We start from the raw sequence: 15418 nt of genomic DNA, 5'->3' as shown, positions 1-15418 counted from the left end.
TCATACCCCTTTTCCTATTCGTACTCTTGCACTGATATCAAGTGATTTCACAGAATGGGTCAAGTACCCTAGGGAGATATAATGAACCCCTGACCCCGCATAGGCTTGAAGGCTCTCCCTGGTGATGCCGCCCGATGCTTCCGTCACGATATGAAGCGGCACAAGAGGGACCCACTCCTTAATCGTCGACGGAGTACAGTTATCGAACATGATGACATCAGCCCCTGCATCAATCGCTTCCAATAATTGTTCCTTCGTTTCAATTTCCACTTCCACTTTCACCATATGCCCAATCTGCCTTTTCACCTGCTTCACAGCCCCGGTGATCGATCCGGCGAATGAAATGTGATTATCCTTTAGCATGACAGCATCATAGAGACCATTTCTATGGTTGAAACCGCCCCCGGTCCTTACAGCATACTTCTCAAGCATCCGGAGTCCCGGCGTCGTTTTCCGCGTATCACACAGCCGGACCCCTGTGCCTTTCACCTGTTCAACCGCCCGGTACGTTGCCGTTGCAATTCCGCTCATCCTCTGGATCAGATTAAGGACCACCCGTTCCCCTTGGAGGAGAGCCCCCATCGGACCACGGATTTCAGCAATGAATTGTCCCGCTTCCACCCAGTCCCCATCGGCAGCAAATACCTGGACATCCACTTTGGGATCCATTAGAGAAAAACCTATTTCAATCACATCTCTTCCACAAAAAACACCCTGTTCTTTCATGAATAGAGAAAAGGAACCTTCATCGCTTTTACTGAACAGGATTTCAGACGATACATCACCATCACCCAAATCTTCCAGGTAAAACGTTTCAAGCATAGATTTTAGTTTCATTTTGTTCATGATCTTCCACCCTCAATCGCCCTTCATTTTTTTGTAGAACCATTTTCCGTTTCAACCATCCAGCGTTATCTTCCTTCGGGAAATCTGCCCGGATGTGGCCTCCCCTGCTTTCAGTCCTTAATAATGCAGACTCTGTAATAAGGAGGCTTACGATCCACATGAAATACAAGTGAATTTCTTCACGTGAATTAAAATCAATATGCTCACCGAAGGTAAGAGGCTGTTCTTTTAACCACTTTAAATGAGCAGATAAGCCTTCCTCCCTCCGAATGATTCCGACGTGATTCATCATTCCTTCTTTTAATTCGTGTGCATGAAAAGGAATCGATAATGGCTCCCCCTCCTCAATCCGGTCCAATGGGCAATGGACATGGGCAGAGGAAAGGGCTCCACTTCCCTTCAAATATTCACCGAGCCGCTCTCCGTACACCAATCCTTCCAACAGGGAATTGCTTGCCAGGCGATTCGCACCGTGGATGCCGCTGCATGCCACTTCCCCGATGGCATAAAGTCCGGGAATATTGGTCCTCCCTGCCCGATCCGTGACGATCCCTCCCATTATAAAATGACAACCGGGGGAAACAGGGATCCTCCCTTCCCCGATCGAAATGTGATGTTTTAAACATAGGGAGGTAATAGAAGGGAACTTCCCTTGAAAGTCTTCTATTCTACTAATATCCAGATACACATTTCTTCCTTTCCGTCGTTCCTTGTAAATACACTCCGCCACAATATGCCGTGGCGCGAGTTCCAGGAGGGGATCGATGCCCTCCATGATCCTTTTTCCCTCGTCATTCAGGAGTATGGCTCCCTCTCCTCTCACCGCCTCTGAAATCAGACCGCATGTTTTCCCCTCCGACCAAAGGAGCGTCGGATGAAATTGAATGAATTCCATATCGGAAAGCCTTGCTCCTGCAAGAAAGGCAAGGGCCATGCCATCTCCCGTGACGGACGGATGATTGGATGTAGACGGATATAACCCACCGATTCCCCCTGTTGCAAGGACAATATGAGGAGCATAGTAAAAGCGGATGGCGTCATCTTTATCCTTGGTCTTCACCCCGCAGCAGTGCCCCCTGTCATTTTTGACAATTTCGTACACCATTTCCCGTTCCACAAATCGAACCTTTTCCCGTGAAAGGGATTTCAATAAATGGTTCATTATATATTTCCCTGTCTGATCTCCCCCGCTATGAAGGATGCGATGTTCACTATGGGCCCCTTCCATTCCAAGAGAAAGGCTCCCATCCTCTTTCCGATCGAAAGGTACACCTTCATGCACCAGGGATTCCACAATCCTCTTTCCATCTGTTATGAGCTCTTTCACACTGTCTTCAGGCTGGTGATAGCATCCTGCTTCCAATGTATCCTTCATATGGGCATTTAGAGAATCCTTCTGTCCTACAGGTGCCGCAATCCCGCCTTGAGCGAGATACGAGTTACCGCTTTCGATTTCATCCTTTGTGATAATCATCACATAATAATGATCTTGAAGTCTCCGTGCCAATTGCAAAGCGGCAATGCCACTTCCCACGATAATTATATCGGCTTTTTCCATCAAAAACCCTCCTGATTGTTTACAGGTGTCTTGACACATATATTTACACATATTTAAACTAATGACAAGAGTTTTTTACAAGACTCATATATTCAGACAATTCCCATTAAAGGCAGGTTACATGATGAACTATTTTGATTATGCCGCTACGACTCCTGTAGATGCTGAGAGTTTACACGTATTTCGGACCGTTAGTGAAGAATTCTGGGGCAACCCCAGCTCTCTTCACGATATCGGAGGGAAAGCAGAGCATCTCCTTTCAAGATGCAGAGAAAAACTGGCTGCATTGCTCGGCGTCCCCTCCAAAGGGATCCACTTTACTTCCGGAGGGACGGAAGGGAACCATTTAGCACTCGTCACCCTGGCACTAAGCAGGCAAAAAAAAGGGAAACACATCATCATCGGAGGAGGCGAGCATTCTTCCCTGCATTCCTCAGCCGCTTTCCTTCAGGGGCTGGGCTTTACTGTCACGAAGATCCCTTTCACTTCTGAAGGCCTGATCGATACCCTCATTCTAAAAGATTCGCTCACAGAACAGACGACCGTCGTGAGCATCGGGCACGTCAATGGGGAGATTGGAACGATCCAGCCACTCCATGCCATCCATGATCTACTGAAAGATCGTGATATCCTCTTTCACAGCGATATGGTTCAATCATTCGGAAAAATGGACGTCACGGAATTCACGTCCAAGGTCGACAGCTTCACCCTTTCATCCCATAAGATTTACGGTCCCAAAGGTGTCGGCGCATGTTATATCAATCCCAGCCTCGACATCACCCCCATGATACCGGGACTGACCCATGAAGACGGCTTCAGGGGAGGAACGGTGAATCTTCCGGGGATAGCGGGATTTGTGACAGCCGCTGATCTATGCTGCCGTTCCTTTGCAACATCCCATTACATGGGGTTGAGAACTCAGTTTTTAAAAGGACTGGAAGAACAGCTGCCCGGCCGGTACACTCTTTATGAAGGGCCTGCACATGCCCAGCTGCCAAATGTCATCGGTCTTGGCATCCATGGCCTTGAAGGTCAGTGGCTCATGCTTGAATGCAACAGGCGCGGAATGGGGATCTCAACGGGCAGTGCGTGCGGTGCCGGTTCACACGACTTACCCAAGACCCTTCAGAGTATGGGCGTCAATCAAAGAGCAGGAAAGGAATTTATCCGGATATCATTCGGAAGGGAGACAACGGAGGAACACATAACAGAATTGGTCCACGCATTGTCTGACATATATGCGTCCCTGACCTCTCCCTTAACTTGAAGAGCCGGTTGTGATATGATTTCCTATATCGATTGGGGACGGAGGAGATAATGGTGGCAGGAAAAAAAATCCTGGGAGAAGAAAGAAGACAGTGGATCCTCGATAAGCTAATGACGAAGCAAGCCCCGATTACAGGGGGAGAGCTCGCGAAGCAGACCAATGTCAGCCGGCAGGTGATCGTCAGTGACATCACCTTACTTAAAGCCAAAGGCGAACCCATCATCGCGACGAGTCAAGGCTACTTGTTCATGCCTGCCTCGAATCAGGATACGATGGTTGAAAGGACGGTCGCTTGCAAGCATCACCCCCAGCGGTCGGAAGAAGAACTCCTTTTACTTGTCGATCACGGGGTCACGGTCAAGGATGTCAGGATCGAACACGGTGTGTATGGTGATCTGACCGCATCCATCATGGTGTCAAACCGCAAGGAAGTCGAGCAATTCATGAAGAAGATCGAAGAAACCGGGGCATCCTTCCTATCAGAATTGACCGACGGTGTCCATTTACATACACTGATGGCCCAAACGGAACAAGCCCTGGATAAAGCAGAAAATGCGCTTCATGAAGCAGGCTTCTTGATTCAGGGTGATTTATAGGACGGACAACGGCATATCCTATTATGAGGACCGCAAAAAAAAGGCAGAATCCACAAGGAATCTGCCTTTTTTCTTTAGTTATCCAGTAAATAAGAATAATATGTCCCGATCATTTTTACCTTGCATCCGAGGGCTTCCATTTCACTGATGGCTCCCGGAAGAAGGACATCATCCATTTCATGGGCCACATCGATCAAGAAGAAATAATCACCGAGCCCCGTTTTCAAGGGTCTTGATTCGATTTTACTTAAATTCAGCTGTCTCCAGGCAAACGTGGACAATACCTGATGAAGCGCACCCGATCGGTCTTTCGGAAGAGTCACCATCAAAGTTGTCTTCTCCATGCTCTTTTCCTGGGGCAGGGTCAATGGATCCGGTGTCTTATGCAAGACGATGAACCTGGTATGATTATAAGCAAAATCATGAATGTTTTCATGCAGGATGTTCAACCCGTATTTTTCTGCTGCCAGCTCGTTCCCGATCGCCCCAAGGAATGAATCAGGATTCTCACTCACGAATTTAGCAGCGGCAGCCGTACTCGTCGTCTGCTCCAGCGGCACCCCGCGAAACTGCTTATGTAAAAATTTATGACACTGCGCGAGTGCGTGGGAATGGGAAAGGACTTTCCCGATCTGGTCATCACTGTCACTCCACGCGGGATGAATCATTAAGTGCTGCTGAATGGCGGACGTCAATTCAGCGACAATCGCTAAGTTCGCTTCATGAAACAAATAATCCACCGTAATATGTACCGAGCCTTCCAGGGCATTCTCCAAAGGCACAACGGCGTAATCCACTTCATTCTCGATCACTGCCTCGATGCAATCGGGTATCGTCACATACGAAACCGTCTCTTCTTCGGGAAAAGCCTTCTTGACGGCTAAATCTGTAAAGGAAGCCTGTGGTCCTAAATATGCAATCTTCACTCTGATCTTCCTCTCGCTCACTTGAAATTGAAATTTATTGAACATTCTAACACGTATGGAATCAAAGGGAAAGGTTTTCCCATAAAAAAAAGAAGCGTCAGGCTCCGGAACCCAACACTTCCACTTTCTCGACAAATTCCAAACGACGGAGCTTTGAGAGTAAGTCTTCCAATCCGATCGTAAGGTCCGTCACATTCAAGGAGAGGGTGACATTCGCTCTTCCCTGCAGCGGGATCGTCTGATGGATCGTTAATATATTGCAACCATGCTTGGCTGTTTCACTTAATAGATGAGACAACGTCCCTGACCGGTCCTCCAAATGAAAGAACAGTGTGATGATCCTCTCCTTCACGATCGTGTGGAAAGGAAAGACCGTATCCCGGTATTTGTAAAAGGCACTCCGGCTCAAATCGACCCGGTGGACCGCTTCCCATACGGAATCCGCTTTGCCTCTTTCTATCAATTCTTTTGCATCCAGGGTTTTCTTCATCGCTTCCGGCAGCACGTCTTCACGCACCAAATAAAACTTGCCTTCTTGAAATTTTTTCCCCAATGACTATTCCTCCAATTGTCCAGCTGTAGAGGTTCGAATAAAACCGCTTTCGCTCTCTATTGTAAAACAGGTGACGGCAGATTTCAGCCACCACCTGTCAATTCGTCTGAATAGATAAAGGATGAAACTTAATCTACAAATTCGAACTCATATTTAATTAAGCGGATCGTATCGCCATTTTTGGCACCACGTTCACGAAGGGCATCATCCACACCATACGAACGAAGCTGTCTGGCGAAACGTCTTGCCGAATCTTCCCGTGAGAAATCCGTCATCTTGAACAAGCGTTCAATTTTCGCACCGCCAACCACGAACGTACCATCAGGATCACGAGTGATTTCGAATTCTTTTTCTTCCTCTTCATGCTTATAAAGAACGCGGTGAATACCCGTTTCTTCTTCTTCATGGATCGGGAATTCTTCTGTTGTTTCCACCTTATCCGCAACGGCATACAACAGTTCGGAGAGACCCTGTCTTGTGACCGCGGATATAGGGAACACAGGATAATCTTCCTGAAGCTTCTCTTTAAAAATCTTCAGATTCTCTTCTGAATCCGGCATATCCATCTTATTTGCAACGATGACTTGAGGACGCTCCGTCAAACGAAGATTGTATTGCTTAAGCTCTTCATTGATCGTCAGGTAATCCTCGTACGGATCTCTTCCTTCCATTCCGCTCATATCGATGACGTGCACGATGACACGGGTACGTTCAATATGGCGAAGGAATTGATGTCCGAGCCCGACGCCTTCGTGGGCACCTTCGATCAATCCTGGAAGGTCGGCCATGACGAAGCTTCTTCCGTCTCCCGTTTCCACCATCCCAAGATTCGGTACGATTGTCGTGAAATGGTAGGAGGCGATCTTAGGCTTCGCTGCTGAAACAACGGAAAGAAGTGTTGATTTCCCTACGCTAGGGAATCCGACCAATCCCACATCAGCAAGAAGCTTCAATTCCATCACGATATAACGTTCTTGACCCGGCTCACCCTTCTCAGACAGCTCCGGTGCAGGATTCGCAGGCGTTGCAAATCGGGAATTCCCGCGTCCGCCGCGTCCACCTTTCGTGATCACCGCACGTTGACCATGCTGTACAAGGTCGGCGATCGTTTCACCTGTGTCATCATCCTTCACAACAGTCCCAGGTGGCACCTTGACCACCATATCCTCTGCATTGCGGCCATGCTGATTCTTACTCATCCCGTGCTCTCCGCGAGGTGCCTTGAAATGACGTTGATAACGGAAATCCATCAACGTCCTTAAGCCTTCGTCCACTTCGAAAATGACATCTGCTCCGTGACCGCCATCTCCCCCGGCGGGACCACCTTTTGGTACATATTTCTCGCGACGGAAGGCAACCATACCGTTACCGCCGTCACCGCCCTTTGTATAAACCTTGACCTGATCTATAAACATACTTTCACTCCTAACTTATCACTGCAATCGCTTCAATCATTCAGCGATAACATGAACGACAAGAACCTCTTCTTGAAGTTGTTCTAATTCTATATTTTCTCCGTTTGATTGTTGATTTTTGATCCAGTCTTCCACTAAGCTTGTACTCTTTAGTATACCTGTGAAATCAAATATAAAACGGGATTGTTCTTTAGTAATGTCAAGTATAATGGATAATTGATTTTCTACATTGTTCATTACATTTGATTCAAGGAATTCCAGAAACTCCTTGCACCAATTGTAAAGCCTTTTGTCTTCAAGCCGATGAGGCTCGAGTCGAAGGACTTCAAAATCCAGCTTAATCAAATGTCTTGACCAATTATAGGTTAAAATCCATTCTGCCAATAATGGCAGCTTCACATTCGAAAGCTTTGATTCATTCTGCGCAACGAGAACCATTTCCTCGATGACCTGGTTCGCCCGCTCCACACGGCCAAGGTCCAGATTCCCTTTAATTAATTGCAAATCATTCATCCAGTCGTGGCGGGCATGCCTTAACGCCTCGACTACACCCCAATTTTCGCTCATAATCTAACTCCTATACTTAAGTGCTACCTGTAAGTATATCAAAGATGGGCGTCATGCGTATATTGTTTCTGTGAAATTGGTGTATGGTGAATGGAAATCGGATAAGAGTCGTCATACCTTTATAAAAATAAAACTCTAACCGAAAGTCGGTTAGAGTTTTCGTTAAAGATATGCGATTAAGCTTCATTCGCAACTGGGTATACGCTCACTTTTTTCTTGTCACGACCCATGCGTTCGAAACGAACAACACCGTCGGTTTTAGCGAAAAGTGTATCGTCGCCGCCACGGCCGACGTTTAGGCCTGGATAAATTTTCGTACCGCGTTGACGGTAAAGAATTGATCCACCAGAAACCATTTGACCGTCTGCACGCTTAGCACCAAGGCGCTTTGAGATAGAGTCACGACCATTCTTAGTCGAACCTACTCCTTTTTTGGACGCAAAAAACTGAAGGTCTAATCTTAACATCTGTTCCACCTCCTACTTTTTGAAGGTTATTTTAATAAAATCACTATAGTCTCTTTCAATCGTCTGGAGGCTGATCAACATGCCGTCAAGCAGCAGCTGAACCTTGCTCTCCGTTTCTTCCGGAAGATCATCAGGGATGACGCAGCGAAGGAATCCACCATCAGAGGATTGCTCGATGGACGGTTCCACACCGGTTAACGCCATGATGGCATTAATACTGCCGAATGAAACAGCAGAAGCACCTGCACAGACAATGTCTTGCCCATTTTCGGCAAAATCAGCATGTCCATCCATGGAGAAAGAACGGATTCTTTTCCCGGAGGAACGCTCTACGTAAACGTTAATCATGATCTCACGCCTTACGCGTTGATTTCGTCAATGACAACTTTAGTGTAAGGTTGACGGTGACCTTGCTTACGACGGTAGTTCTTTTTCGCTTTGTATTTGAATACTACAAGCTTTTTCGCGCGGCCTTGTTTTTCAACTTTCGCTGTTACAGTAGCTCCATCCACTAAAGGACTTCCTACTTTCACATCGTCACCACCAACGAATAGAACTTTGTCAAAAGTTACCGTATCGCCTTGCTCTGCGTTCAGCTTTTCGATGTAGATTGCTTGACCAGCTTCTACACGGATTTGCTTACCACCTGTTTCGATAATTGCGTACATAATCGCACCTCCTTATAAACTCAGACTCGCCAATGACAGGTGTTGGATGGCTCCAAGCTTTTGTACCTGTAATGAGCGGTTGTAGCACGGGTGCTACAATCAATAACATTAGAATCCTATCACAAAAATCGATATACTGTCAATAACATTCAAGAAATTCATACGATCTTTGTTATCCTGAAATAAGGATGGGTGTGAGTGATTTCCTGAATCAGGATCTTTTTATTCAATACTTTCTGGAGTCTTTCGATATGGATGCCCTGTTTCCCAGCAAAACTATCCGCCACTTCACGTGTCGCTTCCACTTCAATTCGTGAGCCGTCCATCCCTTCACATTCCCACAGCTCCCGCTCGAGCTGGAAGGCCATCGTCTCCGGACTCATTTCCCTCCCTGTACCATGACATACCGAGCATGGACGGGTCAAGGACCCTGCAAGGGGCTGCCGGGTCCTCTTCCTCGTCAATTCCAGGATCCCGAGTTTGGTGAACCCTACGATCGTTGTGCGCTGCCGGTCTGAAATGAGGGCTTCTGAAAGAGCATCCATCACTTCCTGGCGGTGGCTGTCCTTTTTCATATCAATGAAATCGATCAGGATCATCCCGCTTAAGTTCCGGATGGTAAGCTGCTTCGCCATTTCTGCCGCCGCGAGTTTATTCGTCTCCAGTATGGTCTGCTCCAAATTGTCTTTCCCGGTGAATTTTCCGGAATTGACGTCCACCACCGTCATCGCTTCCGTTGCTTCGATGATAAGCGTGGCCCCGTTCGGCAGCCACACGATTTTTTTCAGTGCGTTTTCCCATGCTGAGGAAACGTCATAATGTTTAAAAATATTTTCGCGGCCCTGATAAAGCTCAAATTTCCACTTCTCCCTGATTCCCTCACCGCTCATTTCCTCCACTTGAAGAAGGCTGTCATACTCATCGAAGACGATCCTCCCGCCAGCACCTTTTTTTAAGTACTCGTGGAGATCCTCATAGAAGGTTTCCTGCCGGGACAGGAGGGACGGACACTTCGCCCTCAAGGACACCCTCTCAAGACCCTCATAGCGCGTCCGCAGGAAGATGACCTCTTCTTGTAATGCTGCCTCTTTCACCCCTGAGGCGTTGGTGCGCATCACAATGCCTTCTCCCCCTTGTTTCCACTCATGGGCTAACCGCCTCAACACCTTGCGATTTTCATCATCCACTTTTTTGGATACCGCCACATAGTACCCCTTTGGCATGTACACCAGATGGTCACCCTTCAGCTCGATGACTGCGGTCAATCTGGCACCCTTCGTCCCCATCTCATCCTTTAAGACCTGAACGATGACTTTTTCCCCTTCATGGACAAGGTTTCCGATCGGGGTTGGACCGCTCCCCTCATGATACGCTTTCACGTTTTGCGGAAAGTCCTTTTCATGGAGATATCCATTTTTCCCCTGACCAAAATCGATGAACGCCGCCCCGAGTCCCTTTTGGACCTTGATGACCCTCCCAAGATAAATATTGCCCGTTAAGCTTTCTTCTCCAGGCGGATATGTATATAGACCGATAATTTCATTATGTGAACGGTGTACCCACCGTTTCTCCCTGCCCTTACTGTGTACAATCATTTCTTCCATACCGAAACCTCTTTTCCACGGAAAAACTCATAAGAAAAAAGGGTTGATTCCAACCCTTTTACCAGTATGCCCTTACTTTATACAGTTCGACTCCATTCGTCAATAAAGGTAGAGAAGATCTTTTGTTTTGGCTGATGTCATCTTTTCTGCAAAGAAGGCGTGGAGCAGTTCGTTCTCATCAAGCTTCCCCACTTCGACCCCCTTATCGAATACAACGAGGGGGTGCTTGACACCCCTCTGAAACCTCTCCACCACCGTTATGATGGATTCTTCACTCTCGATCGGCAGCGGCCTCAGTTGCACAAATTGATGACTCTTCCCGTAATACCTCTCCAATAGAAACTTCATAAACGCATATCTCCTTTGCTTCCAGTCGACCCATAGGGAGAAGTACAGGAAGGACAGGACGATCCACAGATTCAAATGCAGGGGAGCGGTTATGAGTACAATCAGATGAAACAATAATAATAATCCAAATGAAAAGAGGAGCGTGTATTCATACGCTCTCAAATAATTAAACTTCGTCGCAAGGAGCAGGGAAACTAACTTTCCCCCGTCCAATGGCCAGATGGGGAGGAGATTAAACAGCAGCACCATCATATTCAATTGTAAGAAAAGCGAAAAGGTGTCCTGACTGATCACTCCAAACTCCAAGAGACCAAAGCCAACCGCAATGAGCCATACGTGCTGTAAGGGACCAGCTGCCACCACCCAGAACTCCTCCATTAAGGAACGGTTCCCGTGCTCATCCATCTCCGCGACGCCCCCAAAGGGTAACAGGGCTATTCTTTTCACCCTCCAAGAAAAGGATTGAGCCATGATCCCATGGCCAAGTTCATGGATCGTGATGATGACGAGGAGCAGGATCAGTTCAAAGAAGTGGGCCGTCATGATGGCAATCCCGATCACAAGCCACAGCAAGGGATGGACGTAAAATTTCTTCAATAGTGAAAGGATATTAGTCAAATGACATCACCTGGATCGGGTCGATGAATTCATCACCCATTTTAATCGCGAAATAAAACTCGCCCGTTGCTTCGTCTTGACTGCTGGATGAAACCTTCCCTACAAGGGAGCCCTTCTTGATTGATTCATACTGCTTCACATCAATCGATTCCAAATTGCCGTACCACGATTCTGATTTATCCGCATGTTGAATGACCACCGTATTCCCCAGCTCCTCCTTTTTCCCAGCAAATAGAACCAAACCTCCCTTCATGGCCGTTACATCCTCACCAAGGACCGTCTGAAGCATGATCCCCTGCCCATTGGTCTTGAAATTCTCTACGACCTTCCCGGAAGCAGGCCTTGCATATTCAGCGCTTTGTTCGGACGCGGATTCTTTGCCCGAATTACTTGCAGGCAATAAAGCAAGTGGTTTTCCGAACTGATCTTCATACCAGGTGGATATGGCGGCGAATTGGAACTCCGTATCCATCGTCTTCATGACAACGGTTCTTGCGTCAGTGAATGCCGGAGAAGGGCTTTTGAACATGATGGCCGTCACCAACACCATGATGCCCGCTCCGAGTATTTTCAGCATGAAGGTTTCTTTCTTAAAAAGAGGATGGACCCCTTCCGGTGGAGGACCGCCTTCAAAGCTTGTCTGACGCTCCATTCCATAGCGCTCCTCATCCGTCGGCAGAAAGTATGACGGATTATCGCCGGAGCCTGATCCTCCCATTTTTTTTCGTTTCGCAATCCGCTTCCGTATTTCATCCGCTCGATTCCCCATGTACACCATTCCTTCTTATAAGGTATTGTTTCATAACCAGTGGTTGGCTTGGTCCATTCCTGCTGATGGGCAAACGGGTGTCAGATCCATACCAAGATTCCATTACACATGTTTTGCTACAATGTATGACTTGTCCCGTAAGAATATTCATGAAGAACTCAAAAAAAGTCCCGGCAGGACGCATCATGCGACCTTCCGGGACCGGCGATATCTTTAGGCTTTTACACCAAATAACCTCTTAATTTTCATAAAGACGCCCGTTCTTTCTTCTTCCAGGGATTGCAGCGGGACCGATTCACCTAAGATCCGCCTCGCAATATTCCGGTAAGAAATCGACGCTTTACTTGTCGAATCAAGTGCAATCGGCTCACCTTTATTCGATGATCTGATCACATTGTCATCATCGGCGACGATTCCAAGAAGATCGATGGAAAGATGGGAGGTGATTTCATCCACATCCAGCATTTCACCGTTTTTCATCATATGATTACGGATACGATTGATCACCAATTTCGGAGGTTCAATGTTCTCCTTCTCCAGAAGACCGATGATCCTGTCTGCATCCCGCACAGCCGAAATTTCCGGCGTAGTCACGACAATCGCGCGATCCGCTCCTGCAACGGCGTTCTTATACCCCTGCTCAATTCCTGCAGGGCAATCAATAATGATATAATCATAGTCTTGCTTTAAGTCCAGTACCAGCTTTTTCATCTGTTCAGGATTGACAGCGGATTTATCACTCGTCTGAGCAGCCGGCAGTAAGAATAGTTTGTCTTCAAAACGCTTGTCTTTCACAAGGGCCTGATGGATTTTACATCTGCCCTCCACTACGTCCACTAAATCATAGATGATCCGGTTTTCAAGGCCCATCACCACGTCCAGGTTCCTGAGGCCGATATCCGTATCAATCAGACAAACCTTTTTGCCTTGTAGAGCTAATGCTGTACCAACATTGGCAGAAGTAGTCGTCTTTCCCACTCCACCTTTACCTGAAGTAACAACTATCGCTTCACCCACATTAGCTTCCTCCTTTAAAACTAGTAATATTTGGTCTAAGATGCTTCAATACCTGTAATCGATCGACAACGATCTGGCCACTTTCATCCACATACGCACATTCCATTTCGCGGTCATCCTCTTCCTCCACCCGGTCAGGTGCACGGTTCAGGGAATCCGCGATCCGAAGCTGGGATGGGACCATTTTCGAAGCCACGATGACCGACTCGTCGTTTCCATTGCAGCCGGCATGGGCAATCCCTTTTAATGAACCTAATATGTAAATATTCCCCCCGGCGAGGATCTTCCCCCCGGGATTGACATCTCCCACTACGAGGATATCGCCGGACACTTCAATGACCTGTCCCGAACGGATGACCCCTGTGAGGGTTTCGATATTTCGTTCATCTATGAGTTTCTCTGCATCATTTTTCGTTATGACATTACTCCATACTTCGTTTACCACTAAATTGCGTTTTTGTCTGACAATATCCTTCAACTCTTCCACCTGATCTTCTTCCAGGTAACGATTGCCTGTTTGGATATTGACCGTCAAGAGTGGGGTTCCTTCTGTTTCCCTGTATTGGGCAGACAGCTTATCATCCAGTTCCTTTTTTAATTCCTGAAACGAGCATTGATCGTTGAGATGAAGGGTCAGTCCTTCTTTTGTTCCCTTGATCATCACATTTGGCTTCTTATTCATGTCGTAATTTTTCACCTCAGTCGTCTATAAATTCGACATAAGCAGTGTCATTTCCTCTTTTTATGAAAAAATTACTAATGGAATTTATTCATCCAACCACTCTTTCCGTTTCTTCAGAAGGTAGTTTCTAAATGGAAATGCAAGAATGATATAAAACAGGACATTCAGGACCAAAGTCGGCCACAAACGCCAGTCCACAAACTGCATGAACGTCAAATCCGTCCTCTTGATAATATGGTTGATCTCGTAAACCAAAAACTCTAAAACAGAAATATTCACAAGGGTTATGATCCCTAACACAAAGAGGTTGTTATGTAACACCTTCATCATCTGATGGGACAGAAAAATGACAAATGGGAATAACACCAAATAGATCCCATTGATTTCAGTGTAATAAATATCAAAGAGGAAGCCAAAGATGAATCCATAAAGAAGTGCGGTCCGGTATTGATAAAACGCACAAATAAAGAAAAGCACAATAATCAGGAAATGCGGAACGATCATTTTCTGATCGAACCACTCTTCACTGGGAAAAAGATGGACAAACAGACTTTCACTGTAGAAGAAAAGCAAGGTCATGAACGGAAGGAGGAGCCTGCTGATCATTGCTCTTCCTCCTCAACCGTGTCCTTTTCCGTCACACCTTGAATTTCACGATCGATGACCATGACATGCTCTAAATGATAGAAATCAGCAGCAGGCTTCACATATGCCGTTTGCGTCAGGCCGTATTGATCCGGCTTGACTTCCTTCACTTCACCGATGACCAATCCTTTAGGGAAGACTCCGCCAAGGCCAGAAGTCATCACTTTCGACCCTTTTTCAACCTTCATATCGTTGGAAATCCGCTTCACCAAGATTTCTTCTTTCTTGCTGTCGTACCCTTCAATCCAGCCGTTTATATCCTCTTTTTCACTTTGGATGACAGTGGAAATCCGGTTTTTTGTATTATTGGTCGAAATCAATTCGACTGTAGATGAAAATTCATTAACGCTTTTAATCTTTCCGATCAATCCGGCTGAAGAGATGACGGCCATATCCGATTGAATCCCGTTCACTTCCCCTTTATCGATGGTGATGAGCTCCTGCCATTGATCCGGATTTCGTGCTATGACGGTTGCCTGAACCGTTTTATAGGCGCGAAGGTTCTCCTTCTTATCCAGGACAGCCCGTAACTCATCGTTATCCTGTTTCAGGTCCTTCACTTTTGTTTCAAGCTTGATCAGCTCATCCAAACGCGTTTTCAGTTTTTCGTTTTCTGTATATGTATTTTGAAGATCTTGAACGTTATCAACAACTCCGGCTACATAATTGACTGGTTTTGAAACCAACGATTGTCCGAATCCTACCATATCTTTCACAAACTGCTCCGGCCAGCTGATACTATCCCGGTCCCGCAAAGAAAATCCGATTAATCCCACCAGGACAATGACACTGACGAGCAGAATGATCAAACGTTTATTCAGGAAGAATTGTGGCATGATGTACACCTCAACCTTTTCTCATTCTAGTAAATA

18 protein-coding genes and 1 other annotated feature are annotated in these 15418 nt (G+C 46.6%); of the genes, 2 read left to right on the top strand and 16 right to left on the bottom strand.

Annotated features, from left to right (window positions below; all coding sequences use genetic code 11):
- Complete coding sequence (gene nadC, locus N5C46_RS21965; protein ID WP_261750245.1) at window positions 1–846, bottom strand: carboxylating nicotinate-nucleotide diphosphorylase; 846 nt, start codon at window positions 844–846, stop codon at window positions 1–3.
- Window positions 815–2404, bottom strand: a complete 1590-nt coding sequence (gene nadB / locus N5C46_RS21960; protein WP_261750244.1) for an L-aspartate oxidase — start codon at window positions 2402–2404, stop codon at window positions 815–817. The genes nadC and nadB overlap by 32 nt, the downstream gene beginning before the upstream one ends.
- 124 nt (window positions 2405–2528) lie before the next feature.
- Between nadB and N5C46_RS21955 the strand changes: the two genes are divergently transcribed.
- Together N5C46_RS21955 and N5C46_RS21950 are read left to right on the top strand one after the other, a co-directional pair.
- A complete protein-coding gene (locus tag N5C46_RS21955) occupies window positions 2529–3671 on the top strand; it encodes an IscS subfamily cysteine desulfurase (RefSeq protein ID WP_261750243.1) in 1143 nt (380 codons plus the stop codon).
- 50 nt (window positions 3672–3721) lie between these two features.
- Window positions 3722–4267 (top strand): transcription repressor NadR, encoded by a 546-nt coding sequence (locus N5C46_RS21950; RefSeq protein ID WP_261750242.1) that lies wholly within the window; start codon window positions 3722–3724, stop codon window positions 4265–4267.
- A 74-nt stretch (window positions 4268–4341) separates the two neighbouring features.
- On the opposite strand, the gene pheA is transcribed toward N5C46_RS21950, so the two are convergent.
- From pheA to mreC, 14 genes are all read right to left on the bottom strand, one after another.
- Window positions 4342–5238, bottom strand: a complete 897-nt coding sequence (pheA, locus tag N5C46_RS21945; RefSeq protein WP_261750241.1) for a prephenate dehydratase — start codon at window positions 5236–5238, stop codon at window positions 4342–4344.
- A gap of 52 nt (window positions 5239–5290) precedes the next feature.
- Window positions 5291–5683: an ACT domain-containing protein gene (locus N5C46_RS21940; protein ID WP_229594185.1), complete on the bottom strand. Its 393-nt coding sequence runs from the start codon at window positions 5681–5683 to the stop codon at window positions 5291–5293.
- A gap of 191 nt (window positions 5684–5874) precedes the next feature.
- Complete coding sequence (gene obgE, locus N5C46_RS21935; RefSeq protein ID WP_261750240.1) at window positions 5875–7161, bottom strand: GTPase ObgE; 1287 nt, start codon at window positions 7159–7161, stop codon at window positions 5875–5877.
- A gap of 36 nt (window positions 7162–7197) precedes the next feature.
- Entirely contained in the window at window positions 7198–7728 is a 531-nt protein-coding gene (locus tag N5C46_RS21930) for a sporulation initiation phosphotransferase B (RefSeq protein WP_261750239.1), read from the bottom strand.
- Window positions 7729–7904: 176 nt separating this feature from the next.
- A complete protein-coding gene (gene rpmA, locus N5C46_RS21925; RefSeq protein WP_034757227.1) occupies window positions 7905–8195 on the bottom strand; it encodes a 50S ribosomal protein L27 in 291 nt (96 codons plus the stop codon).
- A gap of 12 nt (window positions 8196–8207) precedes the next feature.
- A complete protein-coding gene (locus N5C46_RS21920; protein WP_034757225.1) occupies window positions 8208–8543 on the bottom strand; it encodes a ribosomal-processing cysteine protease Prp in 336 nt (111 codons plus the stop codon).
- 11 nt (window positions 8544–8554) lie between these two features.
- Window positions 8555–8863, bottom strand: coding sequence for a 50S ribosomal protein L21 (rplU, locus tag N5C46_RS21915; protein WP_034757222.1), 309 nt, complete (start codon window positions 8861–8863; stop codon window positions 8555–8557).
- A 12-nt stretch (window positions 8864–8875) separates the two neighbouring features.
- Window positions 8876–8954, bottom strand: a sequence feature (ribosomal protein L21 leader region).
- Window positions 8955–9021: 67 nt separating this feature from the next.
- Entirely contained in the window at window positions 9022–10467 is a 1446-nt protein-coding gene (locus N5C46_RS21910) for an Rne/Rng family ribonuclease (protein WP_261750238.1), read from the bottom strand.
- Window positions 10468–10566: 99 nt separating this feature from the next.
- On the bottom strand, window positions 10567–11433 hold the full coding sequence (locus N5C46_RS21905; RefSeq protein ID WP_261750237.1) for a site-2 protease family protein: 867 nt from the start codon (window positions 11431–11433) through the stop codon (window positions 10567–10569).
- The gene (locus N5C46_RS21900) at window positions 11426–12202 is read right to left on the bottom strand and encodes a M23 family metallopeptidase (protein WP_261750236.1); all 777 of its coding nucleotides are present in this window, start codon (window positions 12200–12202) and stop codon (window positions 11426–11428) included. The genes N5C46_RS21905 and N5C46_RS21900 overlap by 8 nt, the downstream gene beginning before the upstream one ends.
- Before the next feature lie 213 nt (window positions 12203–12415).
- Window positions 12416–13219 (bottom strand): septum site-determining protein MinD, encoded by an 804-nt coding sequence (gene minD, locus N5C46_RS21895; RefSeq protein WP_079532449.1) that lies wholly within the window; start codon window positions 13217–13219, stop codon window positions 12416–12418.
- Window position 13220: 1 nt separating this feature from the next.
- The gene (gene minC / locus N5C46_RS21890; protein WP_261750235.1) at window positions 13221–13901 is read right to left on the bottom strand and encodes a septum site-determining protein MinC; all 681 of its coding nucleotides are present in this window, start codon (window positions 13899–13901) and stop codon (window positions 13221–13223) included.
- A gap of 84 nt (window positions 13902–13985) precedes the next feature.
- On the bottom strand, window positions 13986–14507 hold the full coding sequence (gene mreD, locus N5C46_RS21885) for a rod shape-determining protein MreD (RefSeq protein ID WP_060670861.1): 522 nt from the start codon (window positions 14505–14507) through the stop codon (window positions 13986–13988).
- On the bottom strand, window positions 14504–15382 hold the full coding sequence (gene mreC, locus N5C46_RS21880) for a rod shape-determining protein MreC (protein ID WP_261750234.1): 879 nt from the start codon (window positions 15380–15382) through the stop codon (window positions 14504–14506). Before mreC ends, mreD begins: the two co-directional genes overlap by 4 nt.
- Window positions 15383–15418: the final 36 nt, after the last annotated feature.

The organism is Rossellomorea vietnamensis (genome assembly GCF_025398035.1).
Classification (GTDB): domain Bacteria; phylum Bacillota; class Bacilli; order Bacillales; family Bacillaceae_B; genus Rossellomorea; species Rossellomorea vietnamensis_B.
Note: the sequence above shows the minus strand (reverse complement) of the source record. Positions and strands in the feature narration are given on the sequence as shown.